The sequence below is a fragment of the Microbacterium paludicola genome (genome assembly GCF_015235415.1).
GTDB lineage: Bacteria > Actinomycetota > Actinomycetes > Actinomycetales > Microbacteriaceae > Microbacterium > Microbacterium paludicola.
The window spans coordinates 17,970-35,543 of record NZ_JADGLL010000023.1; the positions used below are offsets into that span (position 1 = coordinate 17,970).

A 17,574-nucleotide genomic window follows, 5' to 3' on the forward strand; every position below is an offset into this window, starting at 1 on the left:
CGGCCTGAGGCCACCCCGGGCGCGCGGGGGTCAGTCGACCGTCGGCTGCTCGGCCTTGACGCCGGCCGGCTCGAGGTACTGCTCGTACAGCGCGGTCCACACGTCGCCGCCGTCGGTGAGGAGCGTGTTGATGTGGTCCTTCAGCGCCGTGTCGCCGTCGGTGATGCCGATGCCGTAGCGCTCCTCGCTGAAGGGCTCACCGGCGAGCTTGAGCTCCTCCGGCTCGAGCGCGACGTAGCCGGCGAGGATCGCCTCGTCCGTCGTGATCGCGTCGACCTGGCCGGCCTTGAGCTGCTCGACGCACTCGGAGTACGTCTGACGCTCGGTGACCTCGCCGTCGTACTCCTCGCGGATGCGCTGCAGCGGCGTGGAGCCCGTGACCGAGCACGTCACCTTGTCGGCGAGGTCGTCGGGACCGGTGATCTCCTCGTCATCGGCGCGGACCAGCAGGCCCTGACCGGTGATGAAGTACGGGCCGGCGAAGTCGATGACCTCGTCGCGCGCATCCGTCATCGAGTAGGTGCCGACGTAGAAGTCGACGCCGCCGTTGATGATCTCCTGCTCGCGGTTGGCGGAGGGAACCGTCTTGAACTCGATCTCCTCCTCGTCGAAGCCGAGCGACGCGGCGACCCAGCGGGCGATGTCGACGTCGAAGCCGGTGCGCTCCTGCGTCACCGGGTCCTCGTAGCCGAGGCCGGGCTGGTCGGCCTTGACGCCGATGACGATCTTGCCGGCCTCGGTGGCCCGCTCGAACGTCGGGCTGTCGAGCTCGACGCCCTCGGCGACCTCCCAGAGGGCGCCCTCGCCGGGCTCGGCGCCGCCGCTCGCGCCGGGGTCGGTCGGCGAGCCGCTGTTGCACGCCGTGAGCGCCAGGAGCGCGGCGAGGCCGAGGCCTGCGCCGGCCGCGACGCGCGAGGTCCGCTTGATGCTGAACATGTGGTTCCTCCTTGGTGGGGTGGTCTGTCCGGGGACGCCTCGTCGCGCCACCGGGACGGCGATCGCGCGGTGCGCGATCCGCGTGTCAGTGGGTGATGAGCTTCGAGAGGAAGTCCTTGGCGCGGTCGCTCTTCGGGTGGGTGAAGAACTCCTCGGGCGTCGCCTCCTCGACGATCTGCCCATCCGCCATAAACACAACGCGGTTCGCGGCCTTGCGGGCGAAGCCCATCTCGTGGGTGACGACGATCATCGTCATCCCCTCCTTGGCGAGGGAGATCATGACGTCGAGGACCTCGTTGATCATCTCGGGGTCGAGCGCGCTTGTCGGCTCGTCGAAGAGCATGACCTTCGGGTGCATCGCCAGCGCGCGAGCGATCGCGACGCGCTGCTGCTGGCCGCCCGAGAGCTGCGCGGGAAGCTTCGATGCCTGGTGGCCCACGCCCACGCGGTCGAGCAGCGCCTGCGCCTCCTTCTCGGCGTCGGCCTTCTTCATGCCCCGCACCTTCATCGGCCCGAGGGTGACGTTCTCGAGGATCGTCAGGTGGGCGAAGAGGTTGAAGGACTGGAAGACCATGCCGACCTCGGCACGCAGCTCGGCGAGGCCCTTGCCCTCCTTGGGCAGCTCCTTGCCGTCGATCATGATCGTTCCGCTCGTGATCGTCTCGAGTCGGTTGATCGTGCGGCACAGGGTGGACTTGCCGGATCCGGACGGGCCGATCACGACGACGACCTCACCCTTGTCGACCGTGAGGTTGACGTCCTTCAATGCGTGGAAGTCGCCATAGTGCTTCTGCACGTCCTGGACGACGACGAGGGGCTCTGCCATGCATGTCACCCTATGGGGTCCCCTGGGAGCGAACCAGCAACGCCCGGGCCGCTTTACCGAGTTGTAACAGGCGCGGAGCGGCGCCGCAATGCTCCCGCTGGCCGGGCCATCCGGGCGTGTTGCGCCCGGGCACCGACCTCAGGCGCGCTGCGCGAATGCGCTCTCGTACAGGCACACGCTCGCGGCGGTCGCGAGGTTGAGCGACTCGGCGCGACCGAAGATCGGCAGGCGCAGCACGTGATCGGCGAGCCCGAGGGAGCCGTCGTCGAGCCCGTGCGCCTCGTTGCCGAAGAGCCAGCCCGTCGGCTGCGCGAGCACGCCATCGGCGCGCGCCTCCAGCAGGTCGTCGCCCTTCACATCCGCCGCCAGGATGGTCATCCCGGCCGCATGCGCGCGCTCGACGACATCCTCGAGCTCTCCCCCGACCGCGACAGGCAGGTGGAAGAGCGAGCCCGTCGTCGACCGGACGACCTTCGGATTGTACGGATCGACCGTGCGGCCGGTCAGGATGACGGCGTCCGCGCCGGCGGCGTCGGCCGCCCGGATGATGGTGCCGAGATTGCCCGGATCGCGCACCTCCTCGCAGATCGCGATGAGCCGCGGCCCGGCACCGAAGATGTCCTTCAGCGCGGTGGGGTTCTGCCTCGCCACCGCCACGAAGCCCTGCGGCGTGACCGTGTCGGCCATCGCCTCGAGCACCGCCTCCGAGACGAACTGGGCGTCCAGGCGCTCATCCGCGAGCAGCGTGCGGACGTCCTGATGCCGCTCGAGGGCGGTCGGCGTCGCGAACAGCTCGACGATCGTCTCCGGGCGGAAGGTCAGCGCCTCCCGCACCGCCTGCGGGCCTTCGAGCAGGAACAGCCCCGTCTCCTTGCGGGCGTTGCGCTTCGCCAGCTTGGCGACGGCGCGCACGCGCGGTGATCGGGGGTTCTCCAGCACGCGTCAAGTCTATGGCCGCGCAGGCATACCGACATGACCTCGGGATGAAGCACCGACAGACCGCGGAAGACGCGCAGACGAAGAGAAGAGGGCGCCCCCTCACGGGGACGCCCTCTTCGGAAAAGCTGGTGCGCTTACGCAGCCGACTTCGGCGCGTTCACGTCGGCCGGCAGCGCGGCCTTCGCGGTCGCGACGAGCGAGGCGAACGTGGCGGGCTCGTTCACGGCGAGCTCGGCCAGGATGCGACGGTCGACCTGCACGCCCGCCAGGCCGAGGCCCTGGATGAAGCGGTTGTAGGTGACGCCGTTCTGGCGCGCGGCGGCGTTGATGCGCTGGATCCACAGACGACGGAAGTCGCCCTTGCGCTTGCGGCGGTCGCGGTACGCGTAGACGAGCGAGTGGGTGACCTGCTCCTTCGCCTTGCGGTACAGGCGCGAACGCTGGCCACGGTAACCCGAGGCGCGCTCGAGGATGACGCGACGCTTCTTGTGGGCGTTTACAGCCCGCTTGACTCTAGCCATTTCTTTATCTTCCTAACGAGTTCTGCGTCAGCGTCCGAGGAGCTTCTTGACCTGCTTGAGGTCGTTGCCCGAGATGACCTGGTCGCCGTTCAGGCGGCGCTTGCGGTGGCTCGACTTCGACTCGAGGTTGTGGCGCATACCGGCCTGCTGCTTCTTGATCTTGCCGCTGCCGGTGATCTTGAAGCGCTTCTTGCTGCCCGAGTGGGTCTTCTGCTTCGGCATCTTCTCTTCCTTCGTAATGCGCCCAGGGGGCGACGTGTTCCACCCGCCGGAGCGGGAGTCTGTGGGGCGGCGTTACTCCGCTGCCGTGGTCTCTTCGACCGGGGTCGTGCTCTTCGCCTCGCGGGCGGCCTGCTTGTTGGCCGCGCGCTGGGCGTTCTGCTCGGTCTTGACCTCGGACTTGTTCTTGTGCGGCGCGACGACCATCACCATGTTGCGGCCGTCCACCTTGGGGCTGGACTCGACGGTGCCGAACTCGGCCACGTCCTCCGCGAACTTCTTCAGCAGGCGCACACCCTGCTCCGGGCGCGACTGCTCGCGACCGCGGAAGAGGATCATCGCCTTCACCTTGTCACCCGACTTCAGGAAGCCCTCAGCGCGCTTGCGCTTGGTCTCGTAGTCGTGCTCATCGATCTTCAGGCGGAAACGGACCTCCTTGAGGACCGTGTTGGCCTGGTTGCGACGGGCCTCCTTGGCCTTCTGCGCTGCCTCGTACTTGAACTTGCCGTAGTCCATGATCTTGACGACGGGAGGCTTCGAGTTGGGGGCGACCTCGACAAGGTCGAGATCGGCCTCCTGCGCAAGACGCAGGGCGGCCTCGATGCGGACGACGCCGATCTGCTCGCCGGCGGGGCCGACAAGTCGGACCTCGGGCACGCGGATGCGCTCATTGGTACGGGGATCGCTGATGCGGACTCCTTGGGTGGTGATTCGAGAGCCACCGTGACGCGGTTTCGTGCCACGGGCGGGAGAAGAATCAGCATCCACCCGGCAGACGTCACGCGTCGACCTCACCCATACCCAGGCCCGTGCATCGCACGATCTGGAACACCCGCGGGAAACGCGAGGGAGTGCATGACCCGGTAGCCTTGTAACGGCAAGCGCGGGTGGGATGTGAATCCTCTTTCGTCCGGGATTCTCTACGAGAACCGCCGGAGCCCGGGAAAGTCTACCAGAGAGCGGCACATGAGCACCAACCCGGCACACACCCCCTCCCCCGACGCCCGTAGCGGCCGGGCGTTCGACCCCGAGCGTGAGGCTCGCTGGGAGGAACAGGAGCGCGCCGGATCGGACACCTCCGCCGTCCGCGACATCGCCGATGTGGCCGCGGTCGAGGTCATCGGCACCGCGTGCGTCCACCTGATGAGCGCCGCGGCCGTGAAGCTCGGCCTCGCCGACACCCCCGAGGCCGAGGCGGACATCGACCTCGACGAGGCCCGCAAGCTCATCAACGCCCTCGCCGGTCTGGTGACCGCCGCGGCCCCGGAGATCAGCGACATGCACGCGCGCCCGATCCGCGACGGCCTCCGCTCGCTGCAGCTGCGCTTCCGCGAGATCTCGTCGATTCCCGACGCGCCCGGCAAGGGACCTGGCGAGAAGTACACGGGTCCGGTGATCTGAGGCCTCCCCGCTTTCGCGCGGGACTGCGGGATCCTGCTTCGCAGCGGGGGCCCGGATCGCTCGTTCCTCGCTCACCCCCTACTGCGGCACGGGAATCCCCTCCGCCTCCGCTGACACCTGATCCGTGTCACCGCCAGGGGCCCGACGCCGCTTCGCGGCGGCGGTCTTAGTCGGCGGCGGTGAGCTTGACGGAGAGGCTGTCGACGAGAGTGGCGACGCGGTCATCCGCCGACCAGCGCCGCGCGAGACGCGCCAGCACGGCATCCAGCTCGCTGCGGTCAAGACCCGACATGAGGGTGAGGCGCACAACGAGCTCCGGCCCGCGCAGGCGCGCGGTCGGGTCGCCCTGCTCGACCGTCAGATCGAGCACGGCGAGTTCGCCCGCGATGCTCTGCTGCAGGCCGAGGAACACATCCGGGTCTGCGAAGCTCGGGCTCCACGGCTCGCCCTGGGCGATCGCCCACACGGCCGGCCGGCGCACCACGAACTCGGTGTCGGAGGTCGGGTCCAGCACCATCAGATCGGTCTGCTCGGCCGACGCGGCAAGGGCGGCGCGCACGGCCTCGACGGGAATCGGCCGCGCCTTCGCGTCCCACCGGGCGAGCGCCCCGACCGAGCTGAACACCGGCAGCACCTTGCGGCCATCCGGCGCGGCGACCGTGACGATCGACAGCTCCTGGGTCTTGTCCACGACGAGGCCGTGAGGACCGGCGCCCTCGTCGCCCTTCTCCGCGACGAGCGGGATCAGCACGCGCGCATGACGCAGCGCGTCGATCACCGCGACCTGGTCGCCCGTTCCCTCGCGGAACGCCGTGAGCGCCGCGAGCAGCGCGGGATCCGCCGATCCGTCGTCCCCCGAATGCGGGTTCGACTCGAAGTGGCGCCCCTCCCAGGGGACGCCCGCGGAATCGCCGTCAGTCGGCTGCGACATCCAGTGCCTCGGCGAGCGTGAATGCACCCGCGTAGAGGGCCTTGCCGACGATCGCGCCCTCGACGCCGTTCGGCACGAGGCGACGCAGCGCGGCGATGTCGTCGAGGCTCGAGACGCCGCCCGAGGCGACGACCGGCTTCGTGGTGCGCGAGGTGATCTCGCGAAGGAGGTCGAGGTTCGGGCCGCGGAGGGTGCCGTCCTTGGTGACGTCGGTCACGACGTACCGGCTGCAGCCGGCCTCCTCGAGGCGCTCGAGCACCTCCCAGAGGTCGCCGCCCTCCTGGGTCCAGCCCCGGGCCGCGAGCGTCGTGCCGCGGACGTCGAGGCCGACCGCGATGGACTCGCCGTAACGGCCGATCACCGATGCCGTCCACTCGGGGTTCTCGAGGGCCGCCGTGCCGAGGTTGATGCGCTGCGCGCCGCTGTCGAGGGCGGCCTCGAGCGACGCGTCGTCGCGGATGCCGCCCGACAGCTCGACGTTGATGCCGCGCATGTGCTTGATGACCTTGCGCAGGATGCCGGCGTTGCTGCCGCGGCCGAACGCCGCGTCGAGGTCGACGAGGTGGATCCACTCCGCGCCCTGCTTGGCCCAGTTCTCCGCGGCCTCGATCGGGTCGCCGTAATCGGTCTCGGTGCCGGCCGCGCCCTGCGTGAGGCGCACCGCCTTGCCGCCCTGGACGTCGACGGCGGGAAGCAGGATCAGTCCGGGCGTGGACGCGAAATCGTTCATAGCTCCTGGTGTGGGTTCGACCGCCCCGGGTGAGGACGGTGCGCGCCGGGGATCTCCCGTCGCGGGCACGATCTCAGAGGGTAGCCCCGGGCAGGCTCTGGATCCAATTCCGCAGCAACCGGATGCCCGCTTCGCCCGACTTCTCGGGGTGGAACTGGGTGGCCGACAGCGGGCCGTTCTCGACGGCGGCGAGGAAGCGCCCGCCGTGCTGGGCCCAGGTGACGACCGGCTTCGCGAAGGGCCCGTGCGCCTCGAGCGTCCAGTCCTGGGCGGCGAAGGAGTGGACGAAATAGAAGCGCTCTCCCTCGAGGCCGCGGAACAGGCGCGAGCCCTCGCCGGGCTCGACCGTGTTCCAGCCCATGTGCGGCACGACCGGCGCCTTGAGCTCCTCGACGACGCCCGGCCACTCGCCGAGGCCCTCGGTCTCGACGCCGCGCTCGACGCCGCGCTCGAACATCACCTGCATGCCGACGCAGATGCCGAGCACCGGCAGGCCGCCCGCCAGGCGCCGCTCGATCAGCTCGGGGCCGCGCACGGTCCGGAGCTGCTCCATGACCGCCTTGAACGCGCCGACGCCAGGCACGAGGAGGCCATCGGCATCCTGGATCAGCCCGCGATCGCGTGTGAGGCGGACATCCCCGCCCGCCGCCTGCAGCGCCTTGACGGCGGAGTGGATGTTGCCGGATCCGTAGTCGAGCACCGCGATGACGGGACGGCGCTCGCCGGTCCCGACGACATCCTGCGTCTCGGCGTCGGTCACAGCGCTCCCTTGGTGGATGGCACGCCGTCGACGAGCGGGTCAAGCGCCTTCGCCTGCCGGAAAGCCCGCGCGAACGCCTTGTACTCGGCCTCGGCGATGTGGTGCGGGTCGCGGCCCGAGAGCACGCGGACGTGCACCGTCAGCCCGGCGTTGAACGCCAGCGCCTCGAACGTGTGGCGCACAAGCGACCCGGTGAAGTGCCCGCCGATGAGGTGCTGCTCGAAGCCCGCGGGCTCGCCCTCGTGCACCAGGTACGGGCGCCCCGAGATGTCGACGACCGCCTGCGCGAGTGCCTCGTCCAGTGGCACGAGCGCGTCGCCGTAGCGCGAGATGCCCGACTTGTCGCCCAGCGCCTCACGGATGGCATGCCCGAGCACGATCGAGATGTCCTCGACCGTGTGGTGGGCGTCGATGTGGGTGTCGCCGGTCGCCGTCACGGTCAGATCCGTGAGCGAGTGCTTCGCGAACGCCGTGAGCATGTGGTCGAAGAACGGGACGCTCGTCGAGATCGAGCTCTTTCCCGTGCCGTCGAGGTTCAGCTCAAGCTCCACCGTCGACTCGCTGGTGGAGCGGGTGCGGCGCGCGATGCGGGCAGTTGTCATGCCTCGATCCTAGTCGTGAGGCGGCCACGGCCGTCCGGCACCGAGGATCCCCTCAGCGCCCTCCGACCTCGGACAGAGCCTCGAGGAACGCGGTCGTCTCCTCCTCGGTGCCCGCGGTCGCCCGCAGGTGACCGGGGATGCCGATGTCGCGGATCAGCACGCCGCGCTCGTAGAGCGCCTGCCACGTGGCCGCGGGGTCGGCGACGCCGCCGAACAGGATGAAGTTCGTCCACGACTCGTGGGCCTGATAGCCGAGGGCCTCCAGCGTCGCGCCCATCCGGTCGCGCTGCAGGATGATCTCGTCGACCATCGCGAGCATCGTGTCGGCGTGACGCAGCGCGGCGGTCGCGGCCGCCTGGGTGAGGGCGCTGAGGTGGTACGGCAGGCGCACAAGACGCAGTGCGTCGATCAGCGCCGGGTCGGCCGCCAGGTATCCCACCCGTGCGCCCGCGAACGCGAACGCCTTGCTCATTGTGCGCGAGACCGCGAGGCGCGGACGTCCGCCGAGCAGCGTAAGGGCGGACGGAGAGTCCTTCGGTGCGAACTCCTGGTAGGCCTCATCGACGACCACGATGCCGTCCGTGGCGTCGTACACGGCCTCCACGACGTCGAGTGAGAGCGGCGTGCCCGTGGGGTTGTTCGGCGCGCACAGGAAGACGACGTCGGGGTGGGCGTCGGCCACCTGGCGGGCGGCGTCCTCCGGGTCGATCCGGTAGTCGTGACCCCGCGTGCCGGCGAGCCACTCGGCCCCGACGCCCCGCGACAGCAGCCGGTACATCGAGTACGTCGGCTCGAAGCCGAACGCGGTGCGACCGGGACCGGCGAACGCCTGCAGCACGTGCTGCAGCACCTCGTTCGAGCCGTTGCCCGCCCAGATCTGCGACGAGTCGACCCCGTGCCCGAGGTACTGGGCGAAGGACTCGCGCAGCTCGGTGAACTCGCGGTCGGGGTAGCGGTTCACATCCCGCAGGGCCTGGGCGATGGCGTCGGAGATGTCGTTCGCGACGTCCTCCGGCACGGGATGCGTGTTCTCGTTGACGTTGAGGGCCACCGGAAGCGGCGCCTGGGGCGCCCCGTAGGGCTTCTGGCCGCGCAGATCGGCGCGGATCGGCAAGTCGTCGAGAGAGACCGTCACGCCCTCCATGCTAGGGGCGAGTGCGACACCCGCTCCCGCGTGCGGTCAGCCAGCGCTCGAGTACTCGGCGGGGATCGACAGGCGCTCGCCGGCCATGACGGCCGACGACGAGAGCTGGTTGAGGCTGATGATGGCGTCGACGACGTCGCGCGGGTCGGAGTTCGGCGCGACCTCCTCGGCGATCGCCCAGAGCGACTCGCCGGGCAGCACGGTCACCGTGTCGAACGTGCCGGCGGGAGCGCCGTCCTCGCGCGAGGCGAGCGCACTGCCGCCGGAGACGATCGCGAGCCCCAGGGCGATCGCGATCGGCGTCGCCGCCATCGCGGCGAGCACACGGCGTCCACGACGCGTCAGACGCAGGCGCGTGGCCGGCGCCGCGGTGCGGGCGGTGCCGCTCACTCGCGTGCGGGCCGGGACCTCGAATGCGGTGATGCTGACCGTGCTCATCGGTGCTCCTTCGTGTTCGGAGAGGCTTCGCATCCGGCACCTCGGCCGGGAGGGCCGGATGCGAAGCTCTGTTCCGAATCTATCTTCGAATCTTCGAATGTGTCAATCTGTTCTTCGAAAACCGATCCGATCCGATCCGCGACACGCTCGAACAGATCTTCCGAATCACGGCGCCGTTCGGATACGGTTTCGATGACGAGACACACCCCACCACGGGCCACCGACATTCACGTCGGAGGAGAAGGAGCCGGTCAGATGAGCGCCGTCACGACGCCCGCCACGGAGTCGATCGCCGAGAGCGACGAGAAGCGCCGCACGCGCCGGCGCAAGAGCCTCAGCGAGAAGCAGCTGGCCATCCTCGAGGTCATCCAGCGCTCCATCCAGTCGAAGGGCTACCCGCCCACGATGCGCGAGATCGGCGACGCCGTCGGCCTGAAGTCGCTGTCGAGCGTGACCCACCAGCTCGGTCAGCTCGAGCTCAGCGGCTACCTCCGACGTGACCCCGGTAAGACGCGCGCGATGGAGGTGCTGATCGACCTGCCGGGCCAGTCGGGCGAGAACCTCGACGCCGGCGTGCCCTCGGTCGGCGACGCCGCGATGGTCCCGCTCGTGGGCCGCATCGCCGCGGGTGTGCCGATCACCGCCGACCAGCAGGTCGAGGAGATCTTCCCGCTGCCCCGCCAGCTCGTCGGCAAGGGCGAGCTGTTCATGCTGAAGGTCAGCGGGGAGTCGATGATCGACGCCGCCATCTGCGACGGCGACTGGGTTGTCGTGCGCGTCCAGAACACGGCCGAGAACGGCGACATCGTGGCGGCGATGCTCGACGGCGAGGCGACCGTCAAGGTGTTCCGCCAGCGCGACGGCCACACCTGGCTGCTGCCGCGAAACTCGGCGTTCGAGCCGATCCTCGGCGACGAGGCCGTCGTGCTCGGCAAGATCGTCGCGGTGATGCGCGCGGTCTGATCCTCACTGAGGGGGCCCGGCAGCACGTCGGAGCCTCCCGATAGCGTGGAGCCATGCCCACGCTCCCCCATGGATCCTGGCCGTCGCCCATCTCGGCGTCCGACATCGCCGGAGGGTCGCCGCGCCTCGACGGCGCGCGCTTCGTCGGGCTCGATGGGGAGATCTGGTGGAGCGAGACGATCCCGGCTGAGAAGGGCCGCACCGCCGTTGTACGGCAGGGCGACGACGATCCCGATGTCGTGCTACCGGCACCGTGGAGCGCGCGGTCGCGTGTCCACGAGTACGGCGGCGGCGCCTGGACGACCACGGACGAGGGCGACCTGCTGTTCGTCGAGGGCTCCGACCAGCGCGTGCACCGGATGGCCGTCGGCGGCGACCCGGTACCGCTGACTCCCGGCGACCTGGGCATGGCGTTCGGCGACCTGACGTACGTCGACGGCCGACTCTGGGCCGTGCGTGAGACGCGGGGCGAAGACCCTGTGCCCTCGCGCGACATCGTGGTGATCCCGCTCGACGGCTCGGCGTCCGACGATGCGTCCGCGATCCTGAGCGTCGTCGCCGGATCCGACTTCCTCGCCTACCCCGCTCCGCGCGGCGACCGACTCGCCTGGATCGCGTGGGATCACCCCGACATGCCCTGGGACGCGGCGGAGCTCCGCGTCGGGCGCCTGGGCTCCGACGGCACGGTCGTCGAGCACGTCGTGGTGGCGGGCGGCCGCACGCCCGAGGGTCCGGTCGCCGCGCTGCAGCCGGAGTGGACCGGCGATCACGAGCTGATGTTCAGCGCGGATCCGGCAGGCGACGGGCCGGGCGGTGGGCGCTGGAACCTGCGCTGGGTGCGCTTCGACGGGCTGGTGGCGACCGGCCCCGAGCCGCTCTACCCCGTCGACGCCGACACGGGCGGCCCGCTGTGGAACCTCGGCGCACGCTGGTATGCGCCGCTCGACGATGGCCGGGTCGTCGCGGTGCACACGCACGGCACCGACGGGCTCATCCTGCTCGATCCGACCCGCGGCGGCGTGGAAACGCTCGAGACCCCATTATCGAGCGGCATCCTGATGCGCGACGCCCGCGGCGAGAAGGTGCTTCTGACAGGTGCGGGAACCCAGGTGCCGGGCGGTCTGTGGCTGCTCGACGTGGATGCACGCACGCTCGAGGCGATCCGCGGGGGCGTCGCGGCGCTCGATCCGGGCTGGCTGCCTCCGTCGCGGGCGCTCACGTTCGAGGGCCCCGACGGCGACGTGCACGCCTTCGCGTACTCGCCGACGAATCCGGACGTCGAGGCTCCGTCGGGTGAGCTGCCGCCGTACCTGGTGCTCGTCCACGGCGGCCCCACCGCGCACTCATCCGGTGAGCTGTCGCTCGCCGTGGCGTACTTCACGAGCCGCGGCATCGGCGTGCTCGACGTCAACTACGGCGGTTCCACCGGGTACGGTCGCGCGTACCGCGAGCGGCTGCGGGGACGCTGGGGCATCGCCGACGTGGCGGACACCGCTGCGGCCGCGCGCGGCCTCGCCGGAGCCGGACTCGCGGATCCGGCGCGGATCGCCATCAAGGGCGGCTCGGCGGGCGGATGGACGGTGCTGTGCGCGGTCGCCGACACGGACGTGTTCGCCGCGGGCATCAGCCGCTACGGCGTCGCCGACCTCCGCCGCCTCGCGGAGGACACCCACGACTTCGAGGCGCGTTACCTCGACGGGCTGGTGGGGCCGCTCCCCCAGGCCGAGCCGCTCTACGTCAGCCGCTCGCCGCTGTCGCGCCCGGAGACGCTCCGGACGCCGCTGCTCATCCTGCAGGGCGCCGACGACCCGGTCGTGCCCCCGTCGCAGTCGGAGGCGCTGCGCGACGCGCTCGCGGCCAACGGCGTGCCGCACAAGTACGTACTGTTCGAGGGCGAGTCGCACGGCTTCCGCCAGGCCGCCACCCTCGAGCGCGCCTTCGAGACCGAGCTCGCCTTCCTCGGCCGCCTCCTCGGCTTCGAGACGCCCGGCATCCCGCCGATCGAGCTCGACTGAAACACGCGAGCCCGGCTCTGACCAGCGCGCGCTCTGGCGACCGGAGCGCCCGGATACAGGCCGGATGGGGCGGGAGTCGCCTGCCGGTGCGGGTGAGCCTGCCGCAGGCTCGCTGAGCCTGGATGCGGCCACCGCGGCGGTCAGCCGCCGACGATCATCCGCTCAGCCGAGCTGGACGCCGAAGGCCTGCACGCCCGGGTGGGACTCCAGGCGCGTGAGGCCGAGGCGGTCGTAGAACGCCAGCGCCCCGGTGTTCTTGTCGGAGGCGACGAGGTGAAGCCCCGGCACACCGCGACGGCGCAGCTCGTCCAAGAGCGTCTCGATCAGGCGGCGCCCGAGACCCCGACCCTGCGCCTCGGGCAGCAGGTCGATGTGCAGGTGCGCCGGGTAGCCGAGGCCGGCGTACGGCTCGGCGCCCGGGCGACGCCCGTACGCGTAGATGAGCGTGCCGTCCTGACGCGTGCGCTCGACCTCGGGCTGCGGATGACGCGCAGCGACGCGCGGCCACCACTCGTCGCGGAACCACTCCTCGAACCGGTCCGTGTCGTCCGTGCCGATCACGTAGCCCACGACCCTGCCGTCCTCGGCCTCGACGACGAACGCGAGGTCGGGATGCCGCGTCAGGTACGGAAGCGCGAACACCTCGGCCCACAGCGTGTCGTCCTCGAAGACCCCGGTGGCACCCGATCCGTTGTCGGCGGTGCGCAGGCAGATCTCGGCGACCGCGTCTCGATCGGCCGGCTGATACTGCCTGATCCTCATCGTCCGGCCACGCGGTACGGCTCGAGCGCCGCGGCCAGGCGCTCCGAGACATGCGCGTGCACCAGCGTGCCGCCCTCCTCGTGCGAGCGCTCGAGCAGGTGCCCCTGCTCGTGGATCGCCGAGATCAGATCGCCGCGCTCGTACGGCACGAGGGCGCGCAGCTCGATGTCGGGCAGCGGCAGGGCCGCCTCGATCACCGTGCGCAGCTCGTCGATCCCCTCGCCGGTGCGAGAGGACACGAACACCGCCTTCGGCTCGAGGCCGCGCAGCACCATCTTCGTGTCCTCGTCGACCAGGTCGGCCTTGTTGAACACGACGATCTCGTGGATGTCGCGTGCGCCGACATCGCCCATCACGTCGCGGACCGTCTGGATCTGACCGGCCGGATCCGGATGATGCGCGTCGACGACGTGCAGGATGACATCCGCGTCGGCGACCTCCTCCAGCGTCGAGCGGAACGCCTCGACGAGCTGGTGCGGCAGGTTGCGCACGAAGCCGACCGTGTCGGCGAGCGTGTACACGCGCCCATCAGACGTCTCCGAGCGGCGCACGGTGGCGTCCAGGGTCGCGAACAGCGCGTTCTCGACGAGCACTCCCGCGCTCGTCAGGCGGTTCAGCAGGCTCGACTTGCCCGCGTTCGTGTAGCCGGCGATCGCGACCGAGGGGATCGTGTTGCGCTTGCGCTCACCGCGCTTGGCCTCCCGCGCCGGCGCGAAGTCGCGGATCTGACGACGCAGCTGGGCCATCTTCGTGCGGATGCGGCGACGGTCGAGCTCGATCTTCGTCTCACCGGGACCGCGCGAGCCCATTCCCGCGCCGCCCGCGCCGACCTGGCCACCGGCCTGGCGGCTCATCGACTCACCCCAACCACGCAGACGCGGCAGCAGGTACTCGAGCTGCGCCAGCTCGACCTGCGCCTTGCCCTCGCGGCTCTTCGCGTGCTGGCTGAAGATGTCGAGGATCACGGTCGTCCGGTCGATGACCTTCACCTTGACGACGTCCTCGAGCGCGCGTCGCTGGCTGGGCGCGAGCTCGGTGTCGGCGATCACGGTGTCGGCGCCGACGGCGGCGACGATGTCCTTCAGCTCGGCCGCCTTGCCGCGGCCGATGTACGTCGCGGGGTCGGGGTGCGGACGACGCTGCAGCACGCCGTCGAGCACGACCGCGCCGGCGGTCTCGGCGAGCGCGGCGAGCTCGCGCAGCGAGTTCTCCGCGTCGGTCTGCGAGCCCTGCGAGTACACGCCGACGAGCACGACGTTCTCGAGCCGCAGCTGCCGGTATTCGACCTCGGTGACGTCCTCGAGCTCGGTCGACAGCCCGCCGACGCGGCGGAGGGCCGCACGCTCCTCGCGGTCCCACTGGTCGCCGTCCGCGGATCCGTCGCCCGTGGTCGTCCTGTCCTGCAGCGCCTGAGCGGCCCCGAACACCCGTGCTCCGGTGCGGGACTCTGCGCGCGACAGCACGCGGTCCACCAGATCGGGTGCTCCCGCCTCGCGCTCCAGGTCGTCTTCGACGCTGTTCGCGGCGGGATCGGGTGTGGTGGTGTCAGTCATCCATGCCTTTCGTTCCGATGCGTTGCGCGGTGATCCGCGTGCATCGAGCTCTTCAGCTTATTCTTCCGGGGGTTCTGCGGCTACGGGGCCCGATCGGAGCCTGACGAGGGGCGTCCTCCCCTCGCCGTCGGGCGGCCTGCTCCGGTACGCTGGCCCCCTATGGTGGACCACTACTTCTCCGCGAGTCCCACCAGTCCCGAGAACCACCGCCGCATCCGAGTGCCCCTGGTCGGACGCACCGTGGAGCTCACGACGGCCGCCGGGGTGTTCAGCCCCGAGCGCCTCGACGTCGGCACATCGGTCCTGCTCGCGAACACACCCGAACCGCCCTCCGGCGGCGATTTCCTCGACCTCGGCTGCGGCTGGGGTCCGATCGCGCTGAGCATGGCCATGATGTCTCCGCACGCCCGTGTCTGGGCCGTCGACGTGAACGAGCGCGCCCTCGACCTCGTGCGCCGCAACGCCGAGTCCCTCGGCCTCTCCAATGTCAACGCGGTGCTGCCCGACGATGTTCCCGAGAGCCTGACGTTCCGCACGATCCGGTCGAACCCGCCGATCCGCGTCGGGAAGTCGGTGCTCCACGAGCTCATGGAGACGTGGATCCCGCGCCTCGCCGAGCGCAGCGACGCGTACCTCGTCGTCAAGCGCGACCTCGGCTCCGACTCGCTCCAGCGGTGGCTGGGCACGACGTTCGCCGATGGCTTCAGCGTCTACCGCACAGCGACGGGCAAGGGCTACCGCGTGCTGAAGGTCCGCCGCCACGGCTCGCCGCCCACGGAACCGCTCGCGATCCCGGGGTTCTGAGCCTCCACGGCGCGCACAATCACACCGTGTCGGTCGTGCCCGACTGCTCCGCGATCTTCTGGTCGCCGCGCTTGCGTCCCGCGCGCGCGATGAAGAACAGGATCGTGCCGACGACGATGTAGCCGGCCGTGCCGAGCCACACCGCGCCGGTCTGCTGCGTGAGCAGCACGATCGAGGCGATGATCGCCAGGATCGGGACGATCCGCGGCACCGAGAAGTGCTTGTGCTCGACGCCGTCCTTCTTGAGGACGAGCACGCTGACATTCGCCGTGAGGAACACGAGAAGCAGCAGGAGCACCGTCGTCTCCGCGAGCATCCCGATGTCGCCGACGATGCTGAGCAGCATGGTGGCGCCGGACACGACGACGATCGACACCCACGGGGTGCGGCGCTTCGGCAGGACACGGCCGAACGCGTGCGGCAGCAGACCCGCCTCGGCAAGGCCGTAGGCCGCGCGGCTCGCCATCACCATGAACAGCAGCGCCCCGTTGGCGATTGCGACAAGGGCGATCAGGCTGAACAGCCACGACGGCAGGGCGAAGCCGCTGGCGGTGACGACCTCGAGCAGCGGCCCCCGTCGACTCGGCCAGGATCGTCGGCTCGACGACGATGACGGCTCCGATGGCGATGAGCAGGTAGACGACGGCCGCCGTGCTGATCGCGCCGAACAGCGCACGGGGGTACGACATCGACGGGTCCTTGACCTCCTCGGCCATGTTCGCGGCCGCCTCGAAGCCGAGGAACGAGAAGAACGCGACGATGGATGCCGAGAACGCGCCCTGCAACGGGGGCACGTCGGGAGCGAACTCGAAGATGCGCGCGGGTTCCCCGCCGCCGCTGCCGAACACCATGGCCGCGATGACGATGACGATCACGAGGCCGCTGACCTCGATCATCGAGGCGACGAAGTTGGTGGTCATCGACTCCTTCACGCCGCGCAGGTTGATGAGCGTCAGGATGAGGATGAAGCCGATCGCGACGGGCACGGCGGGCACATCGAACAGCGCCGAGAAGTAGTCGCCGGCGAACGCGTTCGCGAGCGCCGCCGCGGTCGTGACCCCGGACGCCATCATGAGGAAGCCGACGATGAACGACAGGAACGGCTTGCCGAACGCCTTGTCCGCGTATCGCGCGGCGCCACCCGCGTGCGGGTACTTCGTGATGAGCTCGGCGTAGGTGCCCGCGGTCAGCAGCGCCACGACCAGGGCGATGAGCAACGGCAGCCAGATGACGCCGCCGACGTCCGTCGCCATCGTGCCGACGAGCGTGTAGATGCCGGCCCCGAGGGTGTCCCCCACGATGAACGCGAACAGCAGGGGCGTGCCGATGGCGCGCCGCAGGCTCGAGTGATCGTCGACCGGCCGGATGGCGGTGGCGTTGCTCATCGCTTCGCTTCAGTCGGTCCGCCCGCGGATTGCAAGGCGCTTGCGCCGCCGCGGACCGACGCTGTAGTCAGAGGTCCTCGGCCTCGCGCAGATCATCCGGAGTGTCGACGTCGAGCAGTTCGGGCGCGAGTACGGGGATGTGCACCGGCGCGAGCGACTCGCCCAGCAGGAGACGCAGCGGGCGGTTCACGGGGTCGCCGATCGTCGCGAGGCGCTCACGGAGCGCGGCTTCGTCCCATGCCGCGCAGAGGGGCTGGGCGCGTCCGTCGGGGTCGACCGCAAGCGCCGGACGCGCAGCGCTCGCGCTCTCGGCGAGCCTGCGCAGGGTCGCTGGCGAGACGAAGGGCATGTCCCCGCCGAGGAGCAGGATGACGCCGCCCGCGCGCGCCTCCAGCGCCCGCAGTCCCGCGGCGACGGCCGCGAGCGGGCCCGAGAACGGCGGATCCTCGCGGATCACAGGGGTCCCCGCCGGCACGCCGTCGGCCTCGCCCACGACGAGCGGCTCCGCGCCGATGAGCCGGAGCGCAGCGATCCCCCGCGCCACGATGGGCACGCCGCCGACCGGGATGGCGGGCTTGTGCCGTCCCGCCATGCGCGACGAGCGCCCTCCCGCGAGCACGATGGCGCGCAGCGGGCCGCTCACGA

The 17,574-nt window shown here is 70.4% G+C and carries 19 protein-coding genes and 1 pseudogene; 4 read left to right on the forward strand and 16 right to left on the reverse strand.

Going from position 1 to position 17,574, the window contains the following annotated elements:
• Window positions 1–30: 30 nt before the first annotated feature.
• The 6 genes from IR155_RS10115 to infC all read right to left on the reverse strand — a co-directional run bounded on the left by IR155_RS10115 (window position 31) and on the right by infC (window position 4,098).
• Window positions 31–936, reverse strand: a complete 906-nt coding sequence (locus tag IR155_RS10115) for a glutamate ABC transporter substrate-binding protein (RefSeq protein ID WP_194210322.1) — start codon at window positions 934–936, stop codon at window positions 31–33.
• A gap of 85 nt (window positions 937–1,021) precedes the next feature.
• Complete coding sequence (locus IR155_RS10120) at window positions 1,022–1,762, reverse strand: amino acid ABC transporter ATP-binding protein (RefSeq protein ID WP_135114710.1); 741 nt, start codon at window positions 1,760–1,762, stop codon at window positions 1,022–1,024.
• Window positions 1,763–1,900: 138 nt separating this feature from the next.
• Window positions 1,901–2,701 carry a TrmH family RNA methyltransferase gene (locus tag IR155_RS10125; RefSeq protein WP_135114711.1) on the reverse strand — a complete coding sequence of 267 codons (801 nt, stop codon included), beginning with the start codon at window positions 2,699–2,701 and terminating at the stop codon, window positions 1,901–1,903.
• A gap of 134 nt (window positions 2,702–2,835) precedes the next feature.
• Window positions 2,836–3,222, reverse strand: coding sequence for a 50S ribosomal protein L20 (gene rplT / locus IR155_RS10130; RefSeq protein WP_135114712.1), 387 nt, complete (start codon window positions 3,220–3,222; stop codon window positions 2,836–2,838).
• 27 nt (window positions 3,223–3,249) lie between these two features.
• Complete coding sequence (rpmI, locus tag IR155_RS10135; RefSeq protein ID WP_135114713.1) at window positions 3,250–3,444, reverse strand: 50S ribosomal protein L35; 195 nt, start codon at window positions 3,442–3,444, stop codon at window positions 3,250–3,252.
• A 72-nt stretch (window positions 3,445–3,516) separates the two neighbouring features.
• Window positions 3,517–4,098: a translation initiation factor IF-3 gene (infC, locus tag IR155_RS10140; RefSeq protein ID WP_233441174.1), complete on the reverse strand. Its 582-nt coding sequence runs from the start codon at window positions 4,096–4,098 to the stop codon at window positions 3,517–3,519.
• A 309-nt stretch (window positions 4,099–4,407) separates the two neighbouring features.
• On the opposite strand from infC, the gene IR155_RS10145 reads away from it, so the two are divergent.
• Complete coding sequence (locus IR155_RS10145; RefSeq protein ID WP_135114714.1) at window positions 4,408–4,842, forward strand: DUF1844 domain-containing protein; 435 nt, start codon at window positions 4,408–4,410, stop codon at window positions 4,840–4,842.
• A 166-nt stretch (window positions 4,843–5,008) separates the two neighbouring features.
• Here the strand turns inward: IR155_RS10145 and IR155_RS10150 are convergent, their stop codons facing one another.
• The 6 genes from IR155_RS10150 to IR155_RS10175 all read right to left on the reverse strand — a co-directional run bounded on the left by IR155_RS10150 (window position 5,009) and on the right by IR155_RS10175 (window position 9,447).
• Window positions 5,009–5,773: an SseB family protein gene (locus IR155_RS10150; RefSeq protein WP_135114715.1), complete on the reverse strand. Its 765-nt coding sequence runs from the start codon at window positions 5,771–5,773 to the stop codon at window positions 5,009–5,011.
• Window positions 5,757–6,503, reverse strand: a complete 747-nt coding sequence (gene priA / locus IR155_RS10155; RefSeq protein WP_135114716.1) for a bifunctional 1-(5-phosphoribosyl)-5-((5-phosphoribosylamino)methylideneamino)imidazole-4-carboxamide isomerase/phosphoribosylanthranilate isomerase PriA — start codon at window positions 6,501–6,503, stop codon at window positions 5,757–5,759. Before priA ends, IR155_RS10150 begins: the two co-directional genes overlap by 17 nt.
• A gap of 73 nt (window positions 6,504–6,576) precedes the next feature.
• A complete protein-coding gene (gene hisH / locus IR155_RS10160) occupies window positions 6,577–7,263 on the reverse strand; it encodes an imidazole glycerol phosphate synthase subunit HisH (protein ID WP_135114717.1) in 687 nt (228 codons plus the stop codon).
• Entirely contained in the window at window positions 7,260–7,865 is a 606-nt protein-coding gene (hisB, locus tag IR155_RS10165; protein WP_135114718.1) for an imidazoleglycerol-phosphate dehydratase HisB, read from the reverse strand. The genes hisH and hisB overlap by 4 nt, the downstream gene beginning before the upstream one ends.
• A gap of 52 nt (window positions 7,866–7,917) precedes the next feature.
• The gene (locus IR155_RS10170) at window positions 7,918–9,009 is read right to left on the reverse strand and encodes a histidinol-phosphate transaminase (protein WP_194210323.1); all 1,092 of its coding nucleotides are present in this window, start codon (window positions 9,007–9,009) and stop codon (window positions 7,918–7,920) included.
• Window positions 9,010–9,045: 36 nt separating this feature from the next.
• Entirely contained in the window at window positions 9,046–9,447 is a 402-nt protein-coding gene (locus tag IR155_RS10175; protein ID WP_135114720.1) for a LysM peptidoglycan-binding domain-containing protein, read from the reverse strand.
• Between the two features lie 255 nt (window positions 9,448–9,702).
• Between IR155_RS10175 and lexA the strand changes: the two genes are divergently transcribed.
• Both lexA and IR155_RS10185 read left to right on the forward strand, forming a co-directional pair.
• Window positions 9,703–10,410 carry a transcriptional repressor LexA gene (gene lexA / locus IR155_RS10180; protein WP_135114721.1) on the forward strand — a complete coding sequence of 236 codons (708 nt, stop codon included), beginning with the start codon at window positions 9,703–9,705 and terminating at the stop codon, window positions 10,408–10,410.
• A 53-nt stretch (window positions 10,411–10,463) separates the two neighbouring features.
• Window positions 10,464–12,425, forward strand: coding sequence for an alpha/beta hydrolase family protein (locus tag IR155_RS10185; RefSeq protein WP_135114722.1), 1,962 nt, complete (start codon window positions 10,464–10,466; stop codon window positions 12,423–12,425).
• Window positions 12,426–12,587: 162 nt separating this feature from the next.
• On the opposite strand, the gene IR155_RS10190 is transcribed toward IR155_RS10185, so the two are convergent.
• Both IR155_RS10190 and hflX read right to left on the reverse strand, forming a co-directional pair.
• Window positions 12,588–13,187: a GNAT family N-acetyltransferase gene (locus tag IR155_RS10190; protein ID WP_135114723.1), complete on the reverse strand. Its 600-nt coding sequence runs from the start codon at window positions 13,185–13,187 to the stop codon at window positions 12,588–12,590.
• Entirely contained in the window at window positions 13,184–14,740 is a 1,557-nt protein-coding gene (gene hflX, locus IR155_RS10195; protein WP_135114724.1) for a GTPase HflX, read from the reverse strand. Before hflX ends, IR155_RS10190 begins: the two co-directional genes overlap by 4 nt.
• Window positions 14,741–14,899: 159 nt before the next feature.
• On the opposite strand from hflX, the gene IR155_RS10200 reads away from it, so the two are divergent.
• The gene (locus tag IR155_RS10200) at window positions 14,900–15,544 is read left to right on the forward strand and encodes a class I SAM-dependent methyltransferase (protein ID WP_135114725.1); all 645 of its coding nucleotides are present in this window, start codon (window positions 14,900–14,902) and stop codon (window positions 15,542–15,544) included.
• A gap of 19 nt (window positions 15,545–15,563) precedes the next feature.
• Here the strand turns inward: IR155_RS10200 and IR155_RS16345 are convergent.
• Window positions 15,564–16,929 (reverse strand): annotated as a pseudogene (locus tag IR155_RS16345) (APC family permease).
• A 67-nt stretch (window positions 16,930–16,996) separates the two neighbouring features.
• Window positions 16,997–17,572, reverse strand: a complete 576-nt coding sequence (gene mobA / locus IR155_RS10210; protein WP_135114726.1) for a molybdenum cofactor guanylyltransferase — start codon at window positions 17,570–17,572, stop codon at window positions 16,997–16,999.
• Window positions 17,573–17,574 lie beyond the last annotated feature (2 nt).